The 19,131-nt window shown below is 65.3% G+C and carries 16 protein-coding genes and 2 tRNA genes; 8 read left to right on the top strand and 10 right to left on the bottom strand.

Annotated features, from left to right (window positions below; all coding sequences use genetic code 11):
* Positions 1 to 35: 35 nt before the first annotated feature.
* Positions 36 to 698: a helix-turn-helix transcriptional regulator gene (locus tag NG698_RS07405; protein ID WP_252598247.1), complete on the bottom strand. Its 663-nt coding sequence runs from the start codon at positions 696 to 698 to the stop codon at positions 36 to 38.
* A gap of 90 nt (positions 699 to 788) precedes the next feature.
* Here NG698_RS07405 and NG698_RS07400 point away from each other — a divergent pair, with 90 nt between their 5' ends.
* The gene (locus NG698_RS07400) at positions 789 to 1,217 is read left to right on the top strand and encodes a hypothetical protein (protein ID WP_252609045.1); all 429 of its coding nucleotides are present in this window, start codon (positions 789 to 791) and stop codon (positions 1,215 to 1,217) included.
* Positions 1,218 to 1,226: 9 nt separating this feature from the next.
* On the opposite strand, the gene NG698_RS07395 is transcribed toward NG698_RS07400, so the two are convergent.
* The gene (locus NG698_RS07395; RefSeq protein WP_252609095.1) at positions 1,227 to 1,838 is read right to left on the bottom strand and encodes a hypothetical protein; all 612 of its coding nucleotides are present in this window, start codon (positions 1,836 to 1,838) and stop codon (positions 1,227 to 1,229) included.
* 229 nt (positions 1,839 to 2,067) lie between these two features.
* Here NG698_RS07395 and NG698_RS07390 point away from each other — a divergent pair, with 229 nt between their 5' ends.
* The 4 genes from NG698_RS07390 to NG698_RS07375 all read left to right on the top strand — a co-directional run bounded on the left by NG698_RS07390 (position 2,068) and on the right by NG698_RS07375 (position 5,240).
* Positions 2,068 to 3,030: a J domain-containing protein gene (locus NG698_RS07390; protein WP_252609043.1), complete on the top strand. Its 963-nt coding sequence runs from the start codon at positions 2,068 to 2,070 to the stop codon at positions 3,028 to 3,030.
* A gap of 66 nt (positions 3,031 to 3,096) precedes the next feature.
* Entirely contained in the window at positions 3,097 to 3,564 is a 468-nt protein-coding gene (locus NG698_RS07385) for a tRNA (cytidine(34)-2'-O)-methyltransferase (protein ID WP_252598250.1), read from the top strand.
* 190 nt (positions 3,565 to 3,754) lie between these two features.
* Positions 3,755 to 4,363 (top strand): sigma-70 family RNA polymerase sigma factor, encoded by a 609-nt coding sequence (locus NG698_RS07380; RefSeq protein WP_252598251.1) that lies wholly within the window; start codon positions 3,755 to 3,757, stop codon positions 4,361 to 4,363.
* Position 4,364: 1 nt separating this feature from the next.
* Complete coding sequence (locus tag NG698_RS07375) at positions 4,365 to 5,240, top strand: anti-sigma factor (RefSeq protein ID WP_252609042.1); 876 nt, start codon at positions 4,365 to 4,367, stop codon at positions 5,238 to 5,240.
* 49 nt (positions 5,241 to 5,289) lie between these two features.
* On the opposite strand, the gene NG698_RS07370 is transcribed toward NG698_RS07375, so the two are convergent.
* From NG698_RS07370 to NG698_RS07355, 4 genes are all read right to left on the bottom strand, one after another.
* On the bottom strand, positions 5,290 to 6,069 hold the full coding sequence (locus NG698_RS07370) for a PIG-L deacetylase family protein (protein ID WP_252609040.1): 780 nt from the start codon (positions 6,067 to 6,069) through the stop codon (positions 5,290 to 5,292).
* Positions 6,070 to 6,072: 3 nt separating this feature from the next.
* Positions 6,073 to 7,026, bottom strand: coding sequence for an electron transfer flavoprotein subunit alpha/FixB family protein (locus NG698_RS07365; protein ID WP_252609038.1), 954 nt, complete (start codon positions 7,024 to 7,026; stop codon positions 6,073 to 6,075).
* 14 nt (positions 7,027 to 7,040) lie between these two features.
* The gene (locus NG698_RS07360; RefSeq protein WP_252609093.1) at positions 7,041 to 7,841 is read right to left on the bottom strand and encodes an electron transfer flavoprotein subunit beta/FixA family protein; all 801 of its coding nucleotides are present in this window, start codon (positions 7,839 to 7,841) and stop codon (positions 7,041 to 7,043) included.
* Between the two features lie 253 nt (positions 7,842 to 8,094).
* Positions 8,095 to 9,696, bottom strand: coding sequence for a trypsin-like peptidase domain-containing protein (locus NG698_RS07355; protein ID WP_252609036.1), 1,602 nt, complete (start codon positions 9,694 to 9,696; stop codon positions 8,095 to 8,097).
* A 286-nt stretch (positions 9,697 to 9,982) separates the two neighbouring features.
* On the opposite strand from NG698_RS07355, the gene NG698_RS07350 reads away from it, so the two are divergent.
* From NG698_RS07350 to NG698_RS07340, 3 genes are all read left to right on the top strand, one after another.
* Positions 9,983 to 12,031 carry a TPM domain-containing protein gene (locus NG698_RS07350; RefSeq protein WP_252598256.1) on the top strand — a complete coding sequence of 683 codons (2,049 nt, stop codon included), beginning with the start codon at positions 9,983 to 9,985 and terminating at the stop codon, positions 12,029 to 12,031.
* Between the two features lie 110 nt (positions 12,032 to 12,141).
* Complete coding sequence (locus NG698_RS07345; RefSeq protein ID WP_056343844.1) at positions 12,142 to 12,927, top strand: PspA/IM30 family protein; 786 nt, start codon at positions 12,142 to 12,144, stop codon at positions 12,925 to 12,927.
* A gap of 129 nt (positions 12,928 to 13,056) precedes the next feature.
* Entirely contained in the window at positions 13,057 to 14,532 is a 1,476-nt protein-coding gene (locus NG698_RS07340) for a cryptochrome/photolyase family protein (protein WP_252609034.1), read from the top strand.
* Here the strand turns inward: NG698_RS07340 and NG698_RS07335 are convergent.
* The 4 genes from NG698_RS07335 to NG698_RS07320 all read right to left on the bottom strand — a co-directional run bounded on the left by NG698_RS07335 (position 14,522) and on the right by NG698_RS07320 (position 19,005).
* Positions 14,522 to 15,454, bottom strand: coding sequence for a cytochrome b/b6 domain-containing protein (locus tag NG698_RS07335; RefSeq protein ID WP_252598258.1), 933 nt, complete (start codon positions 15,452 to 15,454; stop codon positions 14,522 to 14,524). The two genes, NG698_RS07340 and NG698_RS07335, sit on opposite strands and share 11 nt — an antisense overlap.
* Before the next feature lie 164 nt (positions 15,455 to 15,618).
* A tRNA-Met gene (locus NG698_RS07330) sits at positions 15,619 to 15,695 on the bottom strand.
* A gap of 147 nt (positions 15,696 to 15,842) precedes the next feature.
* A tRNA-Met gene (locus tag NG698_RS07325) sits at positions 15,843 to 15,916 on the bottom strand.
* An 80-nt stretch (positions 15,917 to 15,996) separates the two neighbouring features.
* On the bottom strand, positions 15,997 to 19,005 hold the full coding sequence (locus NG698_RS07320; protein ID WP_252598259.1) for a UPF0182 family membrane protein: 3,009 nt from the start codon (positions 19,003 to 19,005) through the stop codon (positions 15,997 to 15,999).
* Positions 19,006 to 19,131 lie beyond the last annotated feature (126 nt).

The raw sequence follows: 19,131 nt of genomic DNA, 5'->3' as shown, positions 1-19,131 counted from the left end.
AGGGCGGCACACCCGCGGCCCCGGCCCATCAGGTGTCAGGGCGGGGTGATCCTGGCGCAGCACTGGCCAGGCTCGCTGTTCGGCGCTATACGTTCCTCCGGCTCCCCGCACGCCGCAGCCGCGCCCTGCAGAAATGATCCGTTCATGGCGCAGACGACTTCCGGGTGCCCGTCCGAGAGCCGATGGAACGGGCAGTTCACCAGCACAAAGCCGCCGGTGCCGTCAGGCCTGGGCTCGTAGCCCTCCCCCGCCATGAAGTCCGTCAGGCTTGCGGCGCCGGCGGCCATCGCCTTGCCCTTGCCGTACGACGCGGCCAGCAGGGAATTGCCCACGGCTCCGCCGGTCGCTGTGGAGTGCTCGATCGCTGCGACCAGCAGCTCAGCGGCGAGGTCATAGTTGCGGTCCGGCACGGAAGCGCCGACCTCACTCGTTGATTGCCGGTACATCTTCGCCGGCCGCCCGGAGCCAGGACCTGACTTCCCGGCGGCCTTGTGGAATTCCACCGCCAGGAGTCCGTCCTGGACCAGCCTGTCAAGGTGGAAGGACGCAGTGCTTCTTGGCAGGCCGAGGGCCAGCGCAGCCTCATCGCGCCCGACTGCGGCATCGGAAGCGGCAACCAGTTCAAAAAGCTCCCGGCGCTTGTCGTCGCCCAAGGAAGCCACGGCCGCCATGCGGCGGCCCCACGGAAGTCTGCGCACCCTGTACCCCTAACTCTAAAAACAACATCCATTGCTTAATGGTGCTAATTTTTCTAAAATAATCATACCTACTTTTAGAAGGAGTCCACCATGACAACCAACGCGAAAATCACCGCAGGCAGTCGGCTACAGGCTATGGCACCGGACAGGCAGGCCTTCTTCCTGCTGCGCACCGTGTTCACCGTCGCACCGATTCTCTTCGGGCTGGACAAGTTCACCAACACCCTGGCCGACTGGACCATATACCTCGCGCCGGTTGCCACCTCCGTGGTGCCCGTGTCGGCGCAGAGCTTCATGTACATCGTCGGCGTCGTGGAGATCGCCGCCGGTATTGCAGTGGCCGTCCGGCCCCGGTTCGGTTCCCTGCTGGTCGCCGTCTGGCTGCTGGGCATCATCATCAACCTACTGGTCCTGGGCAGCTTCTACGACGTTGCCTTACGGGACTTCGGCCTGCTCGTGGGCGCGCTGGCCCTGAACCGCCTTTCCCCCGCCGGGTCCTGGCGCAGGCATGGTAAGTAACCGACACCGCTAGTTCGACGGCGGAACCAACAGGAGGCGTTCTGCGATGTAGGCCCGGGCGGCTGCCAGTGTGGCATCGTCCGGGCAGGCCACCGAAATGTAGACCGACGATGCCGCAGTGCCGAACACCCGGGCCATAACGGCCGTGGGCCTGACGCCCGCTTGGCCGGGTTTCTCCAGGGCCAGCACCTCAGCCGATGGCCCCGGCTTGCCAACCTCACCGCCCCACCGCAGCGTCGCTGTCTTCAGATAGCCGGGCAGGATGGTCGGGTCCAGGTACGTGAAGAGGCCAACACTCGACTCCTTGTCGTCCTGAAGCGCCAGCGGTGCCTGGTTGGTGCGGACCTTGGCCGCCACCAGACAGCCATCGGACTTCACGAATTGACTCTCGCCGGCCACGTTCTCCTTGACCTGCTGCCAGCCGGGTGCATCCTTGAGTCCGTCCGAGATCCCCACGGGGACCCCGGCGGCCAGGGAACCGCCAGCGGAGAACGGCACGTCCTTTGCGGCCACCGCTTCTGCGTCATGGCCCGGGGTGATGGTAGGGGTGGCCAGGGCGGTGACGGTTGGCGCCACTTTCGGGGCGGCCGGATCGGGAACGTCTACACTGCAGCCTCCCATTGCTGTCACGCCGAGCAGCGCCCCCCCCCCACGAGTACAGCCGCCTGCGCCTTCACGTCCACCCCAATATGTTCGCCCGGACGGCCCGCCTGCCGTCATCCTCAAAGAGTCTAGACGCCGGGCCGCGGGAACCACTGAGGCGTGCGCAGACGTTGTGTGGGCAGGCCGTAAACTGGGGCCCACCGGGCTGCATGCCGTGGACTGGCCAGCGAAGAAAAGGGATGAGTGCTTGACCGAGAGCAGCAACTCCTACTACGAGGTGCTCCGTGTCGCCGTGACGGCCACCGACCAGGAGATCAAGGTGGCCTACCGCCGGGCCGCGCGGAAGGCCCATCCTGACCATGGCGGGGACGCCGCTGCTTTCCGGCGAGTGACGGCAGCATACGAAACCCTCATAGACCCCACGCGCCGGAAGGCCTACGACCGCTCGTACGCCGCGGGAACCGCCCGCAACACCGACGATTCCGCCGCAGGGCCGCACTTTGATGCGCCGGCGGCGGGCAGCCATGCCTCGGCCACAGTGCACAGAACCACCACGCCGCGGAACACCGCAGGCGACCCGCCCCTTTATGTCCCGCCCTACGATGCCGCGGCTTTCGAGGCGTCCGGCACGGTGCCGCTCATCCCGTTCGCCCAGGCCAGCCAGCAGGTCCACGGGATGCCGCGCAAACGGGGTATTTTTGGCGCCGAGGCCCGAATCCAGCGCGAACTGCGCACGGTGCAGCTCATCACCCGCCAGGTTCTGCCTGCGATTCCTGCGACCCGGCTGGTCAACGGCCTGCAGTCCCCGGCCGATAACAGCCACATCGACCACGCACTCCTGTCCGGCTACCGGCTGGCGCTGATCGGGTCCATGCTGCTGCCAAAGGGCGCCTACGCCTGGGACGGGCAAACCCTGAGGCACGGCGGACGTTCCATCGCGCCGCCGCAACTGGCCCACGTTGTCCGGGCCATGCAGGACATCTTCCCGGAACTGAACGTCACCGGCTGGACAGTCATCCACAGCGCCGACGGCAACCTCCACGAACCCGTCATCGACCGCCACCGGCGAACAGCCGGCACCTCCGAAACCATCCAGGTGGTGAACGCGGCAGGCCTGGTCCGCGGCCTCAAGCACTTCCTCTCCTCCGGCCCCACACCCAACACCGTCAATGTGTCCGTGCTGGCCAGGCTGCTTCGCGGCATGCACTGAACCGTTGCATGCGCTGGGAAGCGGGCACTGAACCGTTGACCCGGATTGGTTGACTAGGATTGGACCGTGTTCCGAATCCTCTTCCATGCCCCCGAAATCCCCGGCAACACCGGCAATGCGATCAGGCTGGCAGCCATAACCGGCGCCCAACTGCACCTGGTGGAACCCCTCGGCTTTGATTTCTCCGATGCCAAGCTCCGGCGCGCCGGCCTGGACTACCACGACCTCGCCGTCGTCACCGTCCACAAAAGCATCGAGGACGCCTGGCGCGAACTGCAGCCGGAGCGTGTGTACGCCTTCACCTCGGACGGCACCGCCAGCTACGCGGACATCGCCTACCGCCCCGGCGATGTGCTGATGTTCGGCCAGGAATCGGTAGGCCTGCCTGAGCACCTTAAGAGCGATCCGCATGTCACGTCCACGGTGCGGCTCCCCATGCTTCCGTCCCTGCGTTCCCTGAACCTGGCCAACGCAGCGTCCATTGCCGTCTACGAGGCCTGGCGCCAACAGGGATTTTCGGGCGCCCAGATCTGAGCGCCCGCTGCCCATCCGGACGGCTGCCGGCACCGAATAACTCCTGACAGCAATTCCAGGGCGAGGAAGGAGCGGGCAGGTGACACGGCTAGCGACGAGGCGGGCGGCGCCGTCGGCTCTCCCCTTTCCCCGGGGCAGCACCGGCCGCGATGCTCAGGTTTCACCGCCGGGCGACTTATGCTGGGTAGTGATGGAAACTCCCAACGCGCCAAACTCCGAGGCCCCGGCCGCAGTTACAAACTCACCGGCGGATCTCGGCAAGCGCTTGGCCGGGCTGCTCGCCCGCATAGCCGGCGGCGACCAGGCCGCGTTTGCCGAGTTCTACCAACTGACATCGCGCAGGGTGTTCGGCATGGCGCGGCGGGTCCTCATCGATCCCGAACTCAGCGAAGACACCACGCAGGAGGTTTTCCTCCAGGTATGGCAGAACGCCGCAAAGTTCAACCCGGAAGCAGGAAGCCCGCTCTCGTGGCTGATGACCATTTCGCACCGCCGGGCCGTGGACAAGGTCCGTTCCTCGCAGTCGGCCACCGACCGTGAGGCCAAGTACGGCGCCAGCAGCCAGGACGTGGACCACGACTCCGTCTCCACCGAGGTGGACAGCAGGCTGGAGGCCGAGGCGGTGGTCCGGTGCCTGGAAACGCTGACCGATACACAACAGGAATCCGTGCGGCTGGCCTACTACGGCGGCCTCACGTACCGCGAAGTCGCGGAGAAGCTAAACGCAGCAGTACCCACTATCAAGTCCCGCATCCGCGACGGACTGATCCGCTTGAAGACCTGTCTGGGGGTGAGTTGAGATGACAGAAATGAATAGTCAGGGAGGCACCCGCCGTCCCGGCTCGTTCGGAACTGCGATCGCCGCCGACCTGGAATCCGGGCGGGCCGTGGATCTCGCCGAGCTCTATGCCCTGGACGCGATCAGCGATGCTGAACGCGCCACCATTGACCGCTACATCTCCGCCGCCCCCGACGCCGAGCGCAGCGCCTTCCTTGAGCGTGTCCGCCAGGACAGGGAGACCCTCGCGGCGTCCTTTACGGCTGAGGCGGAACCTCCCGCGGATCTTTTCGCACGAATCGTGTCCCAGTTGCCGTCCCTCGCGCAGCTGCCTGCCGATGGGCCAATAACAGTCGTGGCTCCCGCCACCACGGCCATGCCGGCCGAGCAGTCGTCTGCAGAAGCCCTGGATGAGCTCGCCGCCGCCAGGGTCCGCCGGGAAGAACGGCGCCGGCCTGCCGGCGCCCGCCGCTGGCTCACCGCGGTGGCAGCCGCCGCCGTGATCGCCCTCGGTGGAGTGGGCGTGGGTGCCTACATTGCTGACCAGAACGATCCCCTGAACCAGGTGGTCCGGGCTGGCGACGTGCGCGAAGCATCCGTACCTGTCTCCGCCGGCGGCACCGCCACGGTGCTGATTTCGTCGTCGAAGGATGCCGTGGTGGTCAAGATGAACGGTGTGCCCGCGCCGCCTGCCGGCAAGGTCTACCAGATGTGGCTGATCCCGAAGGACGGCTCGGCACCGGTTTCCCAGGGCCTGATGGACGAAGCAGCCCTGTCGAAGCCTGCTGTAGTGAAGGGCATTGCATCCGCCGCAGCGCTTGGCATCACCGTGGAGCCCGTGGGTGGTTCGGCCACGCCGACGTTCCCCACCGTGGCTGCCGCACCGCTGGGCGCCTGAGCCCGGGGGCGGCTGCGCCAGAGGCCGGCCGCCCCAGCCGCCGGCGGTCCTAGAAGCCGGCGATGGTCCCCGGGCCGTTGACGGCGACCACATGGAAGGCTTCGGCGCTGCGGCCCTCGGCAAACCCCGCACGCCGGGCAGTCACGTGCATGCCATTCCGCACCGCAGATTCCATGGCGCCGACGTCGGGATGCTGGCTCACATGCACGTGGATCGCCTCAAGCTTGGCGGCCACATGGTCGGTGACGTCCACAAAATGGTTATCCCGCTCGTCCGGCCCGGCGTAGAGCCACAGCCACGGCAGCTTGTACGCGGCGAGGCCTGCCTCAGCCAGTTCCGGATAGGCGAACGGGTTTTCGACTGCAGGGTAGACGGCCCGGGTCACGGCCTCACCCACGGCAAGGTGGTCCGGGTGGCTCTTCTGCAGGCGGCTCCAGTTCCGTTCCGGATGCATGGCAAGCACGACGTCGGGACGGATTTCCCGGATCAGCTTCACCACACCTTTCATCACCTCGTGCGTCGGTTCGAGGTAGCCGTCGCGCTCATGGAGGTAGCGGAGGTCAGTCACGCCCACGAGTTCGGCGGCCCGGCGCTGCTCGGCCGCCCTGAGGGCGATAATCTCCGCCCGGTGCGCCGGGTCGAAGCCGCCGGCGTCGCCGTCGGTCATGATGCAGTAGCTGACCTGGATGCCGGCGGCCGTCCAGGCGGCGATGGTGCCGGCCGCACCGAAGTCAATGTCGTCCGGGTGGGCGGCGAAACAGAGCACCCGCCCAACCCGGTGGATGTCCGGGTTGAACGGGCTCTGTGCTGAGGCAGCGGAGTGGGCCAAGGGTCAGCCTTTTCGCTTCTTGATTTCTTCGGTGGCCTGCGGAAGGACGTCGAAGAGGTCCCCGATGATGCCAAAATCGGCGATTTCGAAGATTGGTGACTCGGCGTCTTTGTTCACGGCCACGATGACCTTTGCTGTCTGCATCCCGGCTTTCTGCTGGATGGCACCGGAAATTCCTGCCGAGATGTAGAGCTGGGGCGACACGGTTTTGCCGGTCTGGCCTACCTGGGCGTCGTGGCTGATCCAGCCGGCGTCCGTGGCCGCACGGGAGGCGCCGACGGCAGCTCCGAGGGCGTCGGCAAGCTGCTCCACCGGGCCGAAGTCGCCGTCCACTCCGCGTCCGCCGGCCACCACGATGCGGGCGTCCGACAGATCCGGGCGTCCACTGGCCGCCTTCTGTTCGCGGGCGGTGATGCGGGCTGCCGTGGCCGTGCCGTCCGCCGGCACTTCGACGGTGGACGTCTCCGGGGCGGAAGCCACGGAGGCCGGCTCCGGCGTGACGTTGTTGGCCTTCACCGTCAGCACGGAAACCACCGTGGTGGCCCTGGCAGAAGTGGTGTAGGACCCCGCGAGGACCGACTTGTGGGCTGTACCGTCGGCGTCGACCGCCACAACATCGGTGATGACGCCGGCGTTGAGCCGGATGCCGAGCCGCGCCGCGATCTCTTTGCCTTCGGGCGAGTTGTCCAGGAGGACCGTGCCGGCACTGGCGGCACCCGCGGCGGCCGCGAGATAGGCTGCCTTCGCCGAGACAAGGTAGTCATCCAGGTCCTGGGCGGAGGGCCGGAAAACGGCGGTGACGCCGTATTCGGCGAGCGTGGCCGAAACATCCTGGTGCAGATCGCCGTTCACGGCAACAGCGGTCTCTCCCAGGGAACGTCCCAGGGTGAGCAGTTCGAGGGTGCTCTTCTTCAGGGCATCGCCGGGGTTGTCAATGAATACGAGTACGTTTGCCATGTCTGTGATCCCTCTTAGAGCAGCTTCTGGGCGGCCAGGAAGTCGACGAGCTTGATGCCGGCGTCGCCTTCGTCGGTGATGATGGTTCCGGCGGTGCGCGGCGGGCGTTCCTCGGCAGCGGTCACTGTGGTCCACGATCCGGCGTGGCCCACGTGCGCGGGATCGACTCCGATGTCGGCCAGCGACAGCGTGGTGATGCTCTTGCGCTTGGCCGCGATGATGCCCTTAAAGTTGGGGTAGCGCGGCTCGTTGATCTGGTCCGTCACGGAGACCACTGCGGGCAGCGAAGCTTCGACGGTCTCCGAGTAGGTGTCGGCGTCGCGGCGCGCGGTGAGCCGGCCGCCGTCGACCGTCAGCGAGGACGCGAAGGTGACCTGCGGCAGACCGAGGCGCTCGGCGAGCTGGGCCGGGACCAGGGACGTTTCGCCGTCGGTGGACGCCATGCCCGTGAGGACAAGGTCCACCGGAGCGCCGGTGCCAATATGGCGGATGGCGGCCGCGAGCGCGAGCGAAGTGGCGGCGGCGTCTGAGCCCGCCAGGGCACTGTCCGTGAGGTGCACACCTTCGGTGGCGCCCATCTGGAGTGACTTCTTCACCGCGTTCACGGCACCGGACGCGCCCATGCTCAGCGCAATGACCTGGTTGCCGGCCTTGGCGCCACCGCGGGCCTCAGCCAGCTGCAAAGCCGCCTCCAGCGCGTATTCGTCCAGCTCGGAAAGGATGCTTTCGTTACGGTCCGTAGTGTAGCCCTCGCCGGTGAGGTGTCGGTCGAACTGTGCGTCCGGTACATGCTTGACCAGGACGATGATCTTCAATGTCTCTTCCACTGTATTTACAGCAGCCTTCCATGCTTGTGGACAGCCAGCCGGATGGGGTCATGGCCTCGGAACGCCCGGGGTACGGGTAGATCCTAGCTAACCATATAGCCGTCCCCCGTTGCCGTCCCGTTAACGCCTGTGTCACGGCCCTGCCCGGGCGCACGGGAACGCGGACGACGGCGGCGGCGGTCACCTTTGGTGACCTCCGCCGTCGTCGTGGATTGTTTGCCGTGCGCTCTGCTGTTCAGGCCTACTGGTCCGCCGCGGTGCCGAGCGTGACGTCCAGCGTCTGCTCCTGGCCGTTGCGCAGGACGGTGAGCTTGACGGTGGAGCCGCCGGCCTGCTCACGGACGGCCGCTGTGAGCTGGTTAGGCTCGCTGATGACCAGGTCGTTGAACTTGATCACCACATCGCCCACCTTTATACCGGCCTTTGCGGCAGCTGAATTCGGCTCTACCGTTGCCACGTCGGCACCTACGGAGAAGCCCGAGGACGAGCTGCTGGACGACTTTTCCTTGACGCTGACACCCAACTGGCCGTGGGAGGCCTTGCCGGTATCAATGATCTCCTGTGCCACCCGTTTTGCGTGGTTGATGGGGATGCTGAAGCCCACTCCGATATTTCCGCCGGTGGTCGAAGAATCGGAGCCGGCGGACGCGATGGCGACGTTGACGCCGATGATCTCTCCCTTGCTGTTGACCAGCGCTCCGCCGGAGTTGCCGGGGTTGATGGCGGCATCAGTCTGGATCACGTTGATGGAGATGGAACCCTGGTTGGCGGTGCTTTGGCCTTGGCCACCGTTTGGCGGGGCGAACTGGAAGCCCTGATCGCCGCCCTGGGAAGTGTCGCCTTCCTTCGGTGCCGCCGAGGACGCAACACTGATGGTCCGGTTCAGGGTTGAGACGATGCCGTCAGTGACTGTTCCGGTCAGGCCAAGTGGGGAGCCGATGGCGATGGCCGTGTCGCCGACGTTGAGCTTGCCCGAGTCACCGAGCGTGGCTGCGGTCAGCCCGGACGCGTCGTCCACCTTGATGACGGCAAGGTCAGAGAGGGGGTCAGTGCCCACCAGTGTGGCCTTGAGGACCTTGCCCGCGCTGGTCCGGACCTCCAGGGCTGCGTTGGCGCTCTGGCCATCGAGCGTCACCACGTGGGTGTTGGTCAGGATGTGCCCTTCGTTGTCCATAACGATGCCGGAGCCTGTGCCGCCCGAACTGCCGCTCGTGGCACTGATGGTCACCACGCTGGGCGACGCCTTGAGCGCCGCGGCCGTGATGGCGTTGACGTCGTCCTTGTTGTTAACAATCACGGTCTCAGACTGGCTGCCGCTGCTCGCGGCCGACGGCGAGCCATTGTTGAATAGGTTGCCCGAACCGACCGTGGCCACGCCACCACCCACAAGGCCTGCGGCCAGGATGCTTGCCACCAGGGTCCCGACGCCGAAGGAGGCTTTCCTGCGGGGCGCGTCGGCCGGGTTCGGGGCAGCGTTGTACTGGCCCGGGGAGTACTGGCCTGTTCCGTACTGACCCGTTCCGTACTGACCCGGGTTGTGCTGACCCGCAGAGCCGCCGGGCGCGGCCGAATGCGCCCCGTGCTGGGCGTACTCGTGGCCGGGAGCCTGCTGGCCCGGCGTTTGCTGGCCGTATAAGGGCTCGCGGGGAGGAAAAACCGGACGGGGTGCACCCGGCAGCGGCTGGGTGGGGTTGTCGGGTGCCCCGGATCGGTCCAGCTGCTCGGTCGTATTAGCCTGACCGACAGCGTCACTGCGGACCTCCGCAGGGTTCTGGTCCGCATTCCGGTTCTCATCCGGATTGCGGTTCTCCGGCGCTGCACCCTGGGTTGGGTTCTCAGTCATTGGACTTCCTTTCATCCTCGTCTGCATTAACTATGTACCGTCTGGCTGGAACTGGGACGAACGTTGGCTGGGAGGTTGCTGGGAGACCGAATTCCGCTGCCAACAGGCACTTCCAAGGGTTTCGCTGGTGGCATATTCGCCGCTGTGGACGCACCAAGAGGTGCACCATAGAATCAAAAGGAAATGCCACAGCGACCTGCGGCTTTACACCACGCGTGGGGGCGCTGCTGCATTCTGAGACGCTTATTCGTCCCGAATCGGTGTCAGGCGTGCTGAAGGGTTGCACATGCGGTCAAAGTTCAAACGTATCCTCGCCGTGATCGGCCTGACCGGGCTGCTAGCGGTTCCTGCCGGCGCGGCCTGGGCTGAAGACCCGGTGACCATCCCACCCGGAACCAACATTGTGGACAACGCCAAGGTTCTCGGCGGACGCAGTGGCGAGGTCCAGGAAGCCATCCAGAAGCTCCTGAAGGACCACAAGTACAACCTCTATGTGGTGACCGTGGACACGTTCACCAACCCAACCGTTCCAGCTGACTGGGCCGCGGCCGTTGCGACGAACAAGGGCATGGGCAGGTCCGACGCCGTCCTGGCGATAGCCAAGGATGACGGCAAATTCAGCTTCGTCCTGAACTCTGCCAGCCCTATCAAGTCCAAACAGGGAGCCATCAGCCAGAACGCCGTCACAGCCAACCTGGCTGGCGGCAAGAGGGACTTCGCCCAGGCTGCCATTGACACCGCTGGAGCCATCGGGGATGCGGCAGGCGGCGGCAGCGGCAATGTCCCCTCGGGTGATGGCGCCGGGGCTGCGGTCCTGGTAGGAACGGGTATTGCAGTTGCCGGTGGGGCCGGCGCGTACCTTTACTTCCGCAACAAGCGCAAAAAGGCAGCCTTGGCATCCAGCGCCAGCTACGGTCCCCAGGGTGCCGAGCTCGATCCGCTGGCTTCGCTCAGCATCGAGGAACTCCGGCGCAAGAGCGGTTCCCTCATCATCGAGGCCGACGACGCTATCAAGTCCAGCGAACAGGAACTCGGCTTCGCGGAGGCCCAGTATGGCGATGCCGCGGTGGGGAACTTCACCAAGGCCCTGGCCGAGGCCAAAGCCCACATGTCCGAATCCTTCAAGCTCCAGCAGCAGCTTGACGACCACATCCCGGACACCGAAGAACAGCAGCGCAGCTGGCTCGGCGAGATCATCCGCCGTTCAGAGGCAGCGCTCGGCTCGCTCCAGGAGCAGAAGGCCGACTTCGACTCGCTCCGGGAGCTCGAGAAGAACGCCCCGCAGGCACTGGCAGCCATCAGCGCCGGAGCCCACGAAGCCGATGCCAAGATCGCCAGCGCCGAACAGTCACTGACGGCCTTGCGCGCCAAGTACGCGGACAGCGCTCTGGTGCAGGTCGCTGACAACATCACCCAGGCCAAGGAACGGCTGGCTTTTGTGCAGAATGCCACGGCCACCGCCCAGGAGAAGCTCACCGCAGGCGAGGGTAGCCTCGCCGCGGTCGCCGTGCGGGCATCTGAAGAGAGCCTGCACCAGACCAACGTTCTGCTGGACGCCATCGCCAAGGTGTCCACCAGCCTGGACGAGGCCCGCAATGGGCTGGAGGCGGCCGTCGTTGAAACCTCCCAGGACCTCGCGCAGGCGAAGGCCATGATCCAGTCCGGCGAACACCCCGAACTGGCTGGCCCGGTTGCCGGTGTTGAAGCCGCTCTGGGCCAGGTCAAGGCCGAAATCCAGGGCGGAAAGATCGATCCCATCGCCACCCTGCAGCGCGTTGAAACAGCGCACCAGGCCCTGGACCAGTCCCTCACCGGCATCCGGAACCAGCAGGACCAGGCCCGCCGTGCCCAGGCGTCGCTGCAGCAGACCATCATGTCGGCGCAGGCGCAGATCAGTGCCACGTCGGACTACATCACCGCCCGCCGCGGCGGCGTAGGCACCGAGGCCCGCACGCGGCTCGCCGAGTCCCAGCGCAACCTCGACTACGCGCTGTCCATCTCCCGCAACGATCCGGTTACTGCCCTCACATACGCCCAGCAGGCCCACGCCCTCGCGGCCCAGGCAGCGCAGCTGGCCCAGGCAGACGTCGACAACTTTGGTGGCTACGCCAACCAGGGCTTCGGCGGCGGTGGCATGTTCGGCGGGCGCGGCGGAGGCGGTGGCGGCCTCGGTGGCGCCATCCTTGGCGGTATCCTCATCAACTCCATCCTCAACGGCGGCAGCGGCGGAGGCTGGGGCGGAGGCCACAGCGATGGTGGCGGCTGGGGCGGTGACTCCGGGGGAGGGGACTTCGGCGGAGGAGATTTCGGCGGCGGAGACTCGGGAAGTTTCTGATCCGACAAAGCTAGGCGCCAACAGGAACCAACCTGCAGGCGAAAAGAAGCGGTACAACAACTGTTCACTGATCTCAGTGGCCACCATTGAGCAGGACGAAAGGTAACACCATGGTTAAGCAGTCCATTTTCGGCCGGATCGCACAGCTGGCAAAGGCAAACATCAACACTTTGCTGGACAACGCTGAGGATCCGCAGAAGATGCTGGACCAGATGGTCCGGGACTACACCAACAACATTGCGGAGGCTGAATCCGCAGTCGCCCAGACCATCGGTAACCTCCGTATGCTCCAGGATGACTACCGCGAGGACATCAAGAATGCCCAGGACTGGGGCAACAAGGCCCTCGCCGCGTCTCGCAAGGCTGACGAATACCGCAGCGCCGGCGACAGCGTAGACGCCGAGAAGTTCGACAACCTCGCGAAGGTAGCGCTGCAGCGCCAGATGTCCGCGGAAAGCGAAGCCAAGGGTGCTGAGCCGAGCATCGCCTCGCAGACCGAGGTAGTGGACAAGCTCAAGTCGGGCCTGGACCAGATGAAGGGCAAGCTCAACGAACTCACCAGCAAGCGCAACGAGCTGGTTGCGCGCTCCAAGACGGCCGCGGCACAGTCCCAGGTGCATGATGCCATTAAGAGCATCGACTTCATGGATCCCACCAGCGAAGTTGGCCGCTTCGAAGAGAAAATCCGCCGCGAAGAGGCCAAGGTCCGCGGACAGCAGGAGCTTGCCGCGTCGAGCCTGGACGCCCAGTTCAACCAGCTGGAAGACCTCGGCGAGCAGGTGGAAATCGAAGCACGCCTGGCAGCCCTGAAGTCCGGCGGGGCCAAGCCGGCCATCGGCGCTTCCGGCACCCGGTCCGAGTCCACAGTCGACGAGGCCGACTTCGACAAGCTGTAGCCAGCCGCGTCCGCCGCTGAGCGGGCAGCAGGGGCCGGGGTTCATCACGAACCCCGGCCCCTGCCATGCCCGGACAGAAACCTGCAAACGACCGTGCGGCTCCTGACTCGGGTGTGTAGCGTGGAGGCCATGGTCTCCCCCGTTGCGTCCTCCATCGTCTGGCTCCGTGATGACCTTCGACTGGACGATAACCCCGCTCTGTCCCACGCCGTCGAACTCGGCCTGCCGCTTACAGTGGTCTACATTCTCGACGAGGAATCCCCCGGAATCCGTCCCCTGGGAGGCGCGGCCCGCTGGTGGCTGCACCACTCGCTGACTTCGTTGGCGGGGGCGCTTGCTGAGGCCGGTTCCGCACTCATCCTCAGGCGCGGACCTGCCAGCTGTGTGATCCGGGACCTGGCCGAGGAGACCGGCGCAAAGCACGTGCTGTGGAACCGCCGCTACGGCGGTCCCGAGCGGTCCCTGGACGCGGACATCAAGGCCTGGGCGGCGGAGAACGGCATCGAAGCGGCCAGCTTCCAGGCCAACCTGCTGTTCGAGCCGTGGACCATCACCACCGGCAGCGGCGGTCCCTACAAGGTGTTCACGCCCTACTGGCGGGCCTGCACAGCGTCCGGCGAGCCCCGTCCGCCGCTGGATGCGCCGGCCCGCCTGCCCTCCCCCGCCGTCGCCGGTTCGATGAAGCAGGCCTCCAGCGACGCGCTGACAGAGTGGTCGCTGCTGCCCGTGTCCCCGGACTGGAGCGGCGGACTGGCTGAGACCTGGCAGCCCGGGGAATCCGGAGCGCACAGCAGGCTTGAGGACTTCCTGGACGGGCCCGCACAGGACTACGGCACTGGGCGGGACATTCCCGGTGTGGAAGGCACTTCCAGGCTGTCCCCGCACCTCCGTTTTGGTGAAATCAGCCCGTTCCGGGTCTGGCACGAGCTCCGCCGCCACTTCCCCCGCGAGGCGACGCCCGACGTCGGGATCTTCCGGTCCGAGCTGGGCTGGCGGGAGTTCTGCTGGCAACTGCTTTACGCCAATCCCCAGCTGGCTACCCGAAACTACCGGCCCGACTTCGACCGCTTCGAATGGCAGCAGCCCACCGCCGCGGAACTGGAGGCGTGGGAACAGGGCCGGACCGGGTATCCGCTGGTGGATGCGGGGATGCGGCAGCTCTGGCAGACCGGTTGGATGCATAACCGGGTCCGGATGGCGGCGGCGTCATTCCTCGTCAAGAATCTCCTGGCCGACTGGCGTCTGGGCGAGGCATGGTTCTGGGACACCCTGGTGGATGCCGATGCAGCCAGCAACCCCGCCAACTGGCAATGGGTTGCAGGCTCGGGCGCCGACGCGTCCCCGTACTTCCGGATCTTCAATCCCGTCACGCAGAGCAAGAAGTTCGACCCCGACGGCCGGTACCTTCGCGAGTTCATTCCGGAACTCGCCCACATGGACCGCAGAGCCATCCACGAACCGTGGAAGCAGCCCGATGTCCAGGGCTACCCCGCGCCCGTGGTGGGACTCCCCGAGTCCAGGGAGCGTGCGCTGGCCACCTACCAGAGGCTTCGGGAGGACCGGCAAGGCCTGGACAACGTCACCGGCCCGGAAATTAGCGGCTGACTTTGCCCATCAGGGAGGCGATGGGGCGAAGGAAGAGGGGACGCGCCAGAAACCAGGCTGCCACCATGGCTGCCACCGAGGCGACGAAGACCCAGAAGCCGAACCAGCCGGCGTCGTCGCTGCCGCCGTACATGTGGTTCAGGTTCCGCAATGCACCGGTGGCGAGCACCAGGAAGACATGCACCACGATGAACGCCACGAAATAGATCATGACCGGGAAGTGGATGGCCCGCGCGAGCTCAATGGGGTAGGCCTTATTGAGAGCGGTGGCCTTCTTGGGCCAGGCGGAGGACGTCCGAATACCGGAGATGAAGGCAAGCGGTGCGGCGATGAAGACCGTGGCGAAATACGTCAGCAGCTGCAGCGCGTTGTAGTTGACCCAGCCGTTGTCGGTGGGCCAGTTCAACGAGGCGTACTGAAGCGCTGCGGAGAGGGCATTGGGGATAACGTCCCAGCTCGTGGGCACGATCCGCATCCATTGGCCGGTGGCGAACAGCAGGATGGCGAACACCAGGCCGTTGAGGATCCAGAGCGCGTCCAGCGTCAGGTGCAGCCAAAGCTCCAAGGTGATCTTGGTGGGCGCATTCCTGGTCTTGATCAGGCCCTTGTTGTTGCGCGTCCAGTGGCCGCTGGGCCGCGTGGTGGTCCGCACCTGCCAGCCGGTCCTGATGATGAGCAGCAGGAAGAAGCCGTTCAGGAAGTGCTGCCAGGCCAGCCACGCCGGGAATCCCACAGGCGCGCCGTCAGGCAGTTCCGAATGGCCCGGATAGTCAGCCAGGAACGAGGCCACCGCAGGAAGGCCGGTCATCCACTTGGCCAGCAGCACCACGAGCACCAGCACTACGAGCGCGGCAGGAACACCCCAGTAGAGTCTTGACCGCTTGCTCGTGGAGGAGCCGGGCTTCTTCGTGGGTGTGGACATCGAACAACATTCCTCTCGAGAATGACTGACCAGGTGCTCAAATCGCTTTGCGAACGAGAATACTAGGAACCAGCTGTAATCGGGCAAAAAAAGACCCCGGCCGGCGTTATGCCGGTCNCAAAAAAAGACCCCGGCCGGCGTTATGCCGGTCGGGGTCTTCTGCATGGTTGCGGGGACAGGATTTGAACCTGTGACCTCTGGGTTATGAGCCCAGCGAGCTACCGAACTGCTCCACCCCGCGTCGCAAGATCAACACTACCGTACTTTGGAGTAGGTAAAAACCAATCGTGATTGAGGGTCCCCACGACGCCGAGGTTGCCTGCCTGGGACGGGTCCGCTTAAACCAAAAAGTCCGGATTCTGTTTCCAGAATCCGGACTTTTCGCCAGTTGCGGGGACAGGATTTGAACCTGTGACCTCTGGGTTATGAGCCCAGCGAGCTACCGAACTGCTCCACCCCGCGTCGCAAGATCAACTCTACCGTCCGGTGAACGGGAGGCCAAATCCTGGTGGCGTGATGTGCGTCTCGCTGGGTCAAACCCCTTAGTTGCTGGCCGCCGGCGAGGGCGTCGCCGTCGGTGTGGCTTCCGGCGACGGTGTCGCCTCGGGCGATGGCGTGGCTTCAGGGGCCGGCGCCGGGATCTTGCCCTCGGCGTCAATAGCCTTCTGCAGGGCCGCCGCGAGCTTCTTCTGCTCTTCCCCATAGGCGGCAAAGTCGCCAGCCGCCAGGGCTGCCTGGCCCGCCTTGATGGCTGCGTTCGCCTCATCCAGCGCGGCCTTCAAGTCAGCTTGGGCACCCGCACTTACCGGCGGTGTGGTGCCAGGAGCAGGCGGGGTCTGGCCGGTGTTGTCGGAGTCGCCCGCGGCAGCGCCTGAGTCGCCTCCGAAGAGTTGCTTCAGGGCACCGTCCAGGGTCGGCGCAAAGCCGACCTTGTCACCGAAGGCCACCAGCACACGCTGCAGGGTGGGGTAGGACGTCTCGCCGGTCGACTTGAGGTAAACCGGCTGGACGTACAGGATGCCGCCGCCCACGGGCAGAGTCAGCAGGTTGCCGTTGAGCACCTCGGAAGCGCCCTGCCTCAGCAGGTTCAACGCCTGGGACACCGTGGGATCGGAGTTGAACTTGTTCTGGGCCTGGCCCGGCCCGGGAACCTGTGTTTCCGGCGGAATCTGCAGCAGCCTCAACTTGCCGTAGCTGTCCGCTTTGACGCCCTTCTCGTTTCCTGCGTCAGAGTCGGCCGCCAGGAATCCGTAGAGCACGTTCCGGGCAGTGCCGTTGACGATCTGCGGGATGAAGGACGACGTGAGCTGGAAGGCCGGCTTCTCCTGGTCAGGCATCTGCAGTGACATGTAGAACGGCGGCTGCTTGACTTCGGTATCCACGGTGGGATCGTTCGGCACGCTCCATACTTCGTCACTCTTGTAAAAGCTCACTGGTTCCGTGACGTGGTAGCGGCCCAGCAGTTCGCGCTGCACCTTGAACAGGTCTTCCGGGTAACGGACGTGGCTCATAACATCGCCGGACATCTCCGAGTACGGCTTCACGGACGCGGGGAAAACTTTCTGCCAGGCCTTCAGGACGGGGTCCTGATCGTCCCATGCATAGAGGGTCACCGAGCCGTCATAGGCGTCGACCGTGGCCTTGACCGAGTTCCTGATGTAGTTCACCGAGCTGTTCGGCAGGGCAACCGTCCGGCCTGAAGTGGTCTGGGAGTCCGCGGTGGCAGCCGAGAGCTGCTCCTGCTGCGAGTACGGGTAGTACTGGCTAGTGGTGTACCCGTCCACGATCCACTTGACGCGGCCGTCAACAACGGCCGGATAGGAGTTGCCGTCAACGGTGAGGTACGGGGCAACCTTCTCCACGCGGTCACGCGGACTGCGGTCGTACAGGATCTGGGATTCTGCGTTAACTCCGTCGGAGAGGAGGAGGTCCGAGGACTGGAACTTGATGGAGTAGAGGACCTTGTTGAAGAAGCTGCCCACGTTGGGCCCGCCGTTGCCGGTGAAGGTGTACTGGGTTTCCCCGTCCCCTTCCTTGCCGGAAGGCCTGTCCTGTTCGCGGTGCGGTGATCCCGAAGGCGCCCCGACAATGGAGTACTCCGGGGAGTCTTCGCCGAAGTAGATCCGCGGCTCGTAGGTGGAGTCATCGCCAAGTACACCGGTGGACGGGATACCCGACTGGAGGAACTCCGGCTTGCCGTCGACGGTGAACTTGTTTCCCTTGGCCGCCACCACGCCGTAGCCGTGGGTGTAGACGACGTGCTGGTTGAGCCAGCCCTGCTGGTTGGTGGCAACGTTCGCCGGGTTCAGCTCACGCACGGCGATGACCGTGTCCTGGATCTTGCCGTCCACCTCGTAGCGGTCGACGTTCAGTGCCTCCGGGAACTGGTAGTACGGGCGGTACTGCTCCAGCTGGGAGAACGCATCGGAGATCAGGTTGGGGTCCAGGAGCCGGATGTTGGCCGTGGTCTGGGCGTCCGGGGCCAGCGCCCCGGTGCTGGCAGTGTTCGTCGCGTCATAGCGGTCCACCTGAATCTGGTCCAGGCCGTAGGCCGCCCGAGTCATCTCGATGTTGCGCTGGATGAACTCCTTCTCCAACGTCTGCTCGGAAGGCCGCACCTGGAACTGCTGGATAACCCACGGGTAAACGCCGCCGGCCAGGATCGAGGTGATGATCAGCATGGCCGTGCCGATGACCGGCAGGCGCCAGCGGCCGATGACCGCCGCAACGATGAAGAGGATGGCCACCAAGCCTGCCGCCACGGCGAGGATCGCCTTGGTGGGGATCACGGCGTTCACGTCCGTATACAGCGCACCGGCCCAGCGCCCGCCGTTGCCCTGAAGGGCGGCATAGCGGTCCAGCCAGAAGTTTGCGCCGAGCAGGATCAGGAAGGCTGCGCCGGTTACCGCGAGGTGGATCTGTGCCGCGCGGCTGGTGAACACGCCGCGTTCCATCAGCCGGATGCTGCCGTAGAGGTAGTGGGTGAGGATTCCGGCGATGCCGGCCACCACAACCACGCTGATCAGGAAGCCTGTGACGAATCCCAGGAACGGAAGAGTCATGAGGTAGAAGCTGATGTCCAGGCCGAACTCAGGATCGCTCTGGCCGAACGGTTCCTGGTTGAAGAACAACAGCACTTTCTGCCATTGGCTGGCCGCGGCGCTGCCCGCGAACAGCCCGAACAGGATGGGCAGGCCCACCATAACGACGCGGCGGACCGGTTCAAGCTGGGCCTGGTAGCGGTTCAGGTTGTCGCGCATCTCCGAGTCCGGCGCGTACACGGGCCGTGCGTGGTAGGCAACCCGGATGGCAAAAAAGACGGCCAGGAACATAAGCGCGAAGCCGGCGAGGAAGATCCCGATCCGCGAGAGGTTTTCTGTCACAAACACTTCGAAGTAGCCGAGCTGCCGGTACCAGAGGACGTCAGTCCACACGTTGGCGAAGAGGATGAAGCCCACCACTGCGATGGCAACAACAATCAGCGTGGGCGTTAGGGCCCCGCGTCGCGAGGGGGGTCTTCCGGGCGGGATGGGGCTGGTAGGACGGGACAAACTCGGTACCTCATAGCTGGTCGTCAGGTTTACATAAGAAGCGTGCGTGCGGTTGACGTCCGGCACCGGTCAAGCGTGTGGCAACGTCCGTCATATCTGCCACGAGTGGCGGTAAAGCTTAGTTCC

This window comes from Pseudarthrobacter raffinosi, assembly GCF_023913735.1.
In the GTDB taxonomy this organism is placed as follows: Bacteria; Actinomycetota; Actinomycetes; order Actinomycetales; family Micrococcaceae; genus Arthrobacter; species Arthrobacter raffinosi.
The sequence above is the reverse complement of the archived record's forward strand: the minus strand, read 5'-3'. Positions and strand labels throughout refer to the sequence as shown.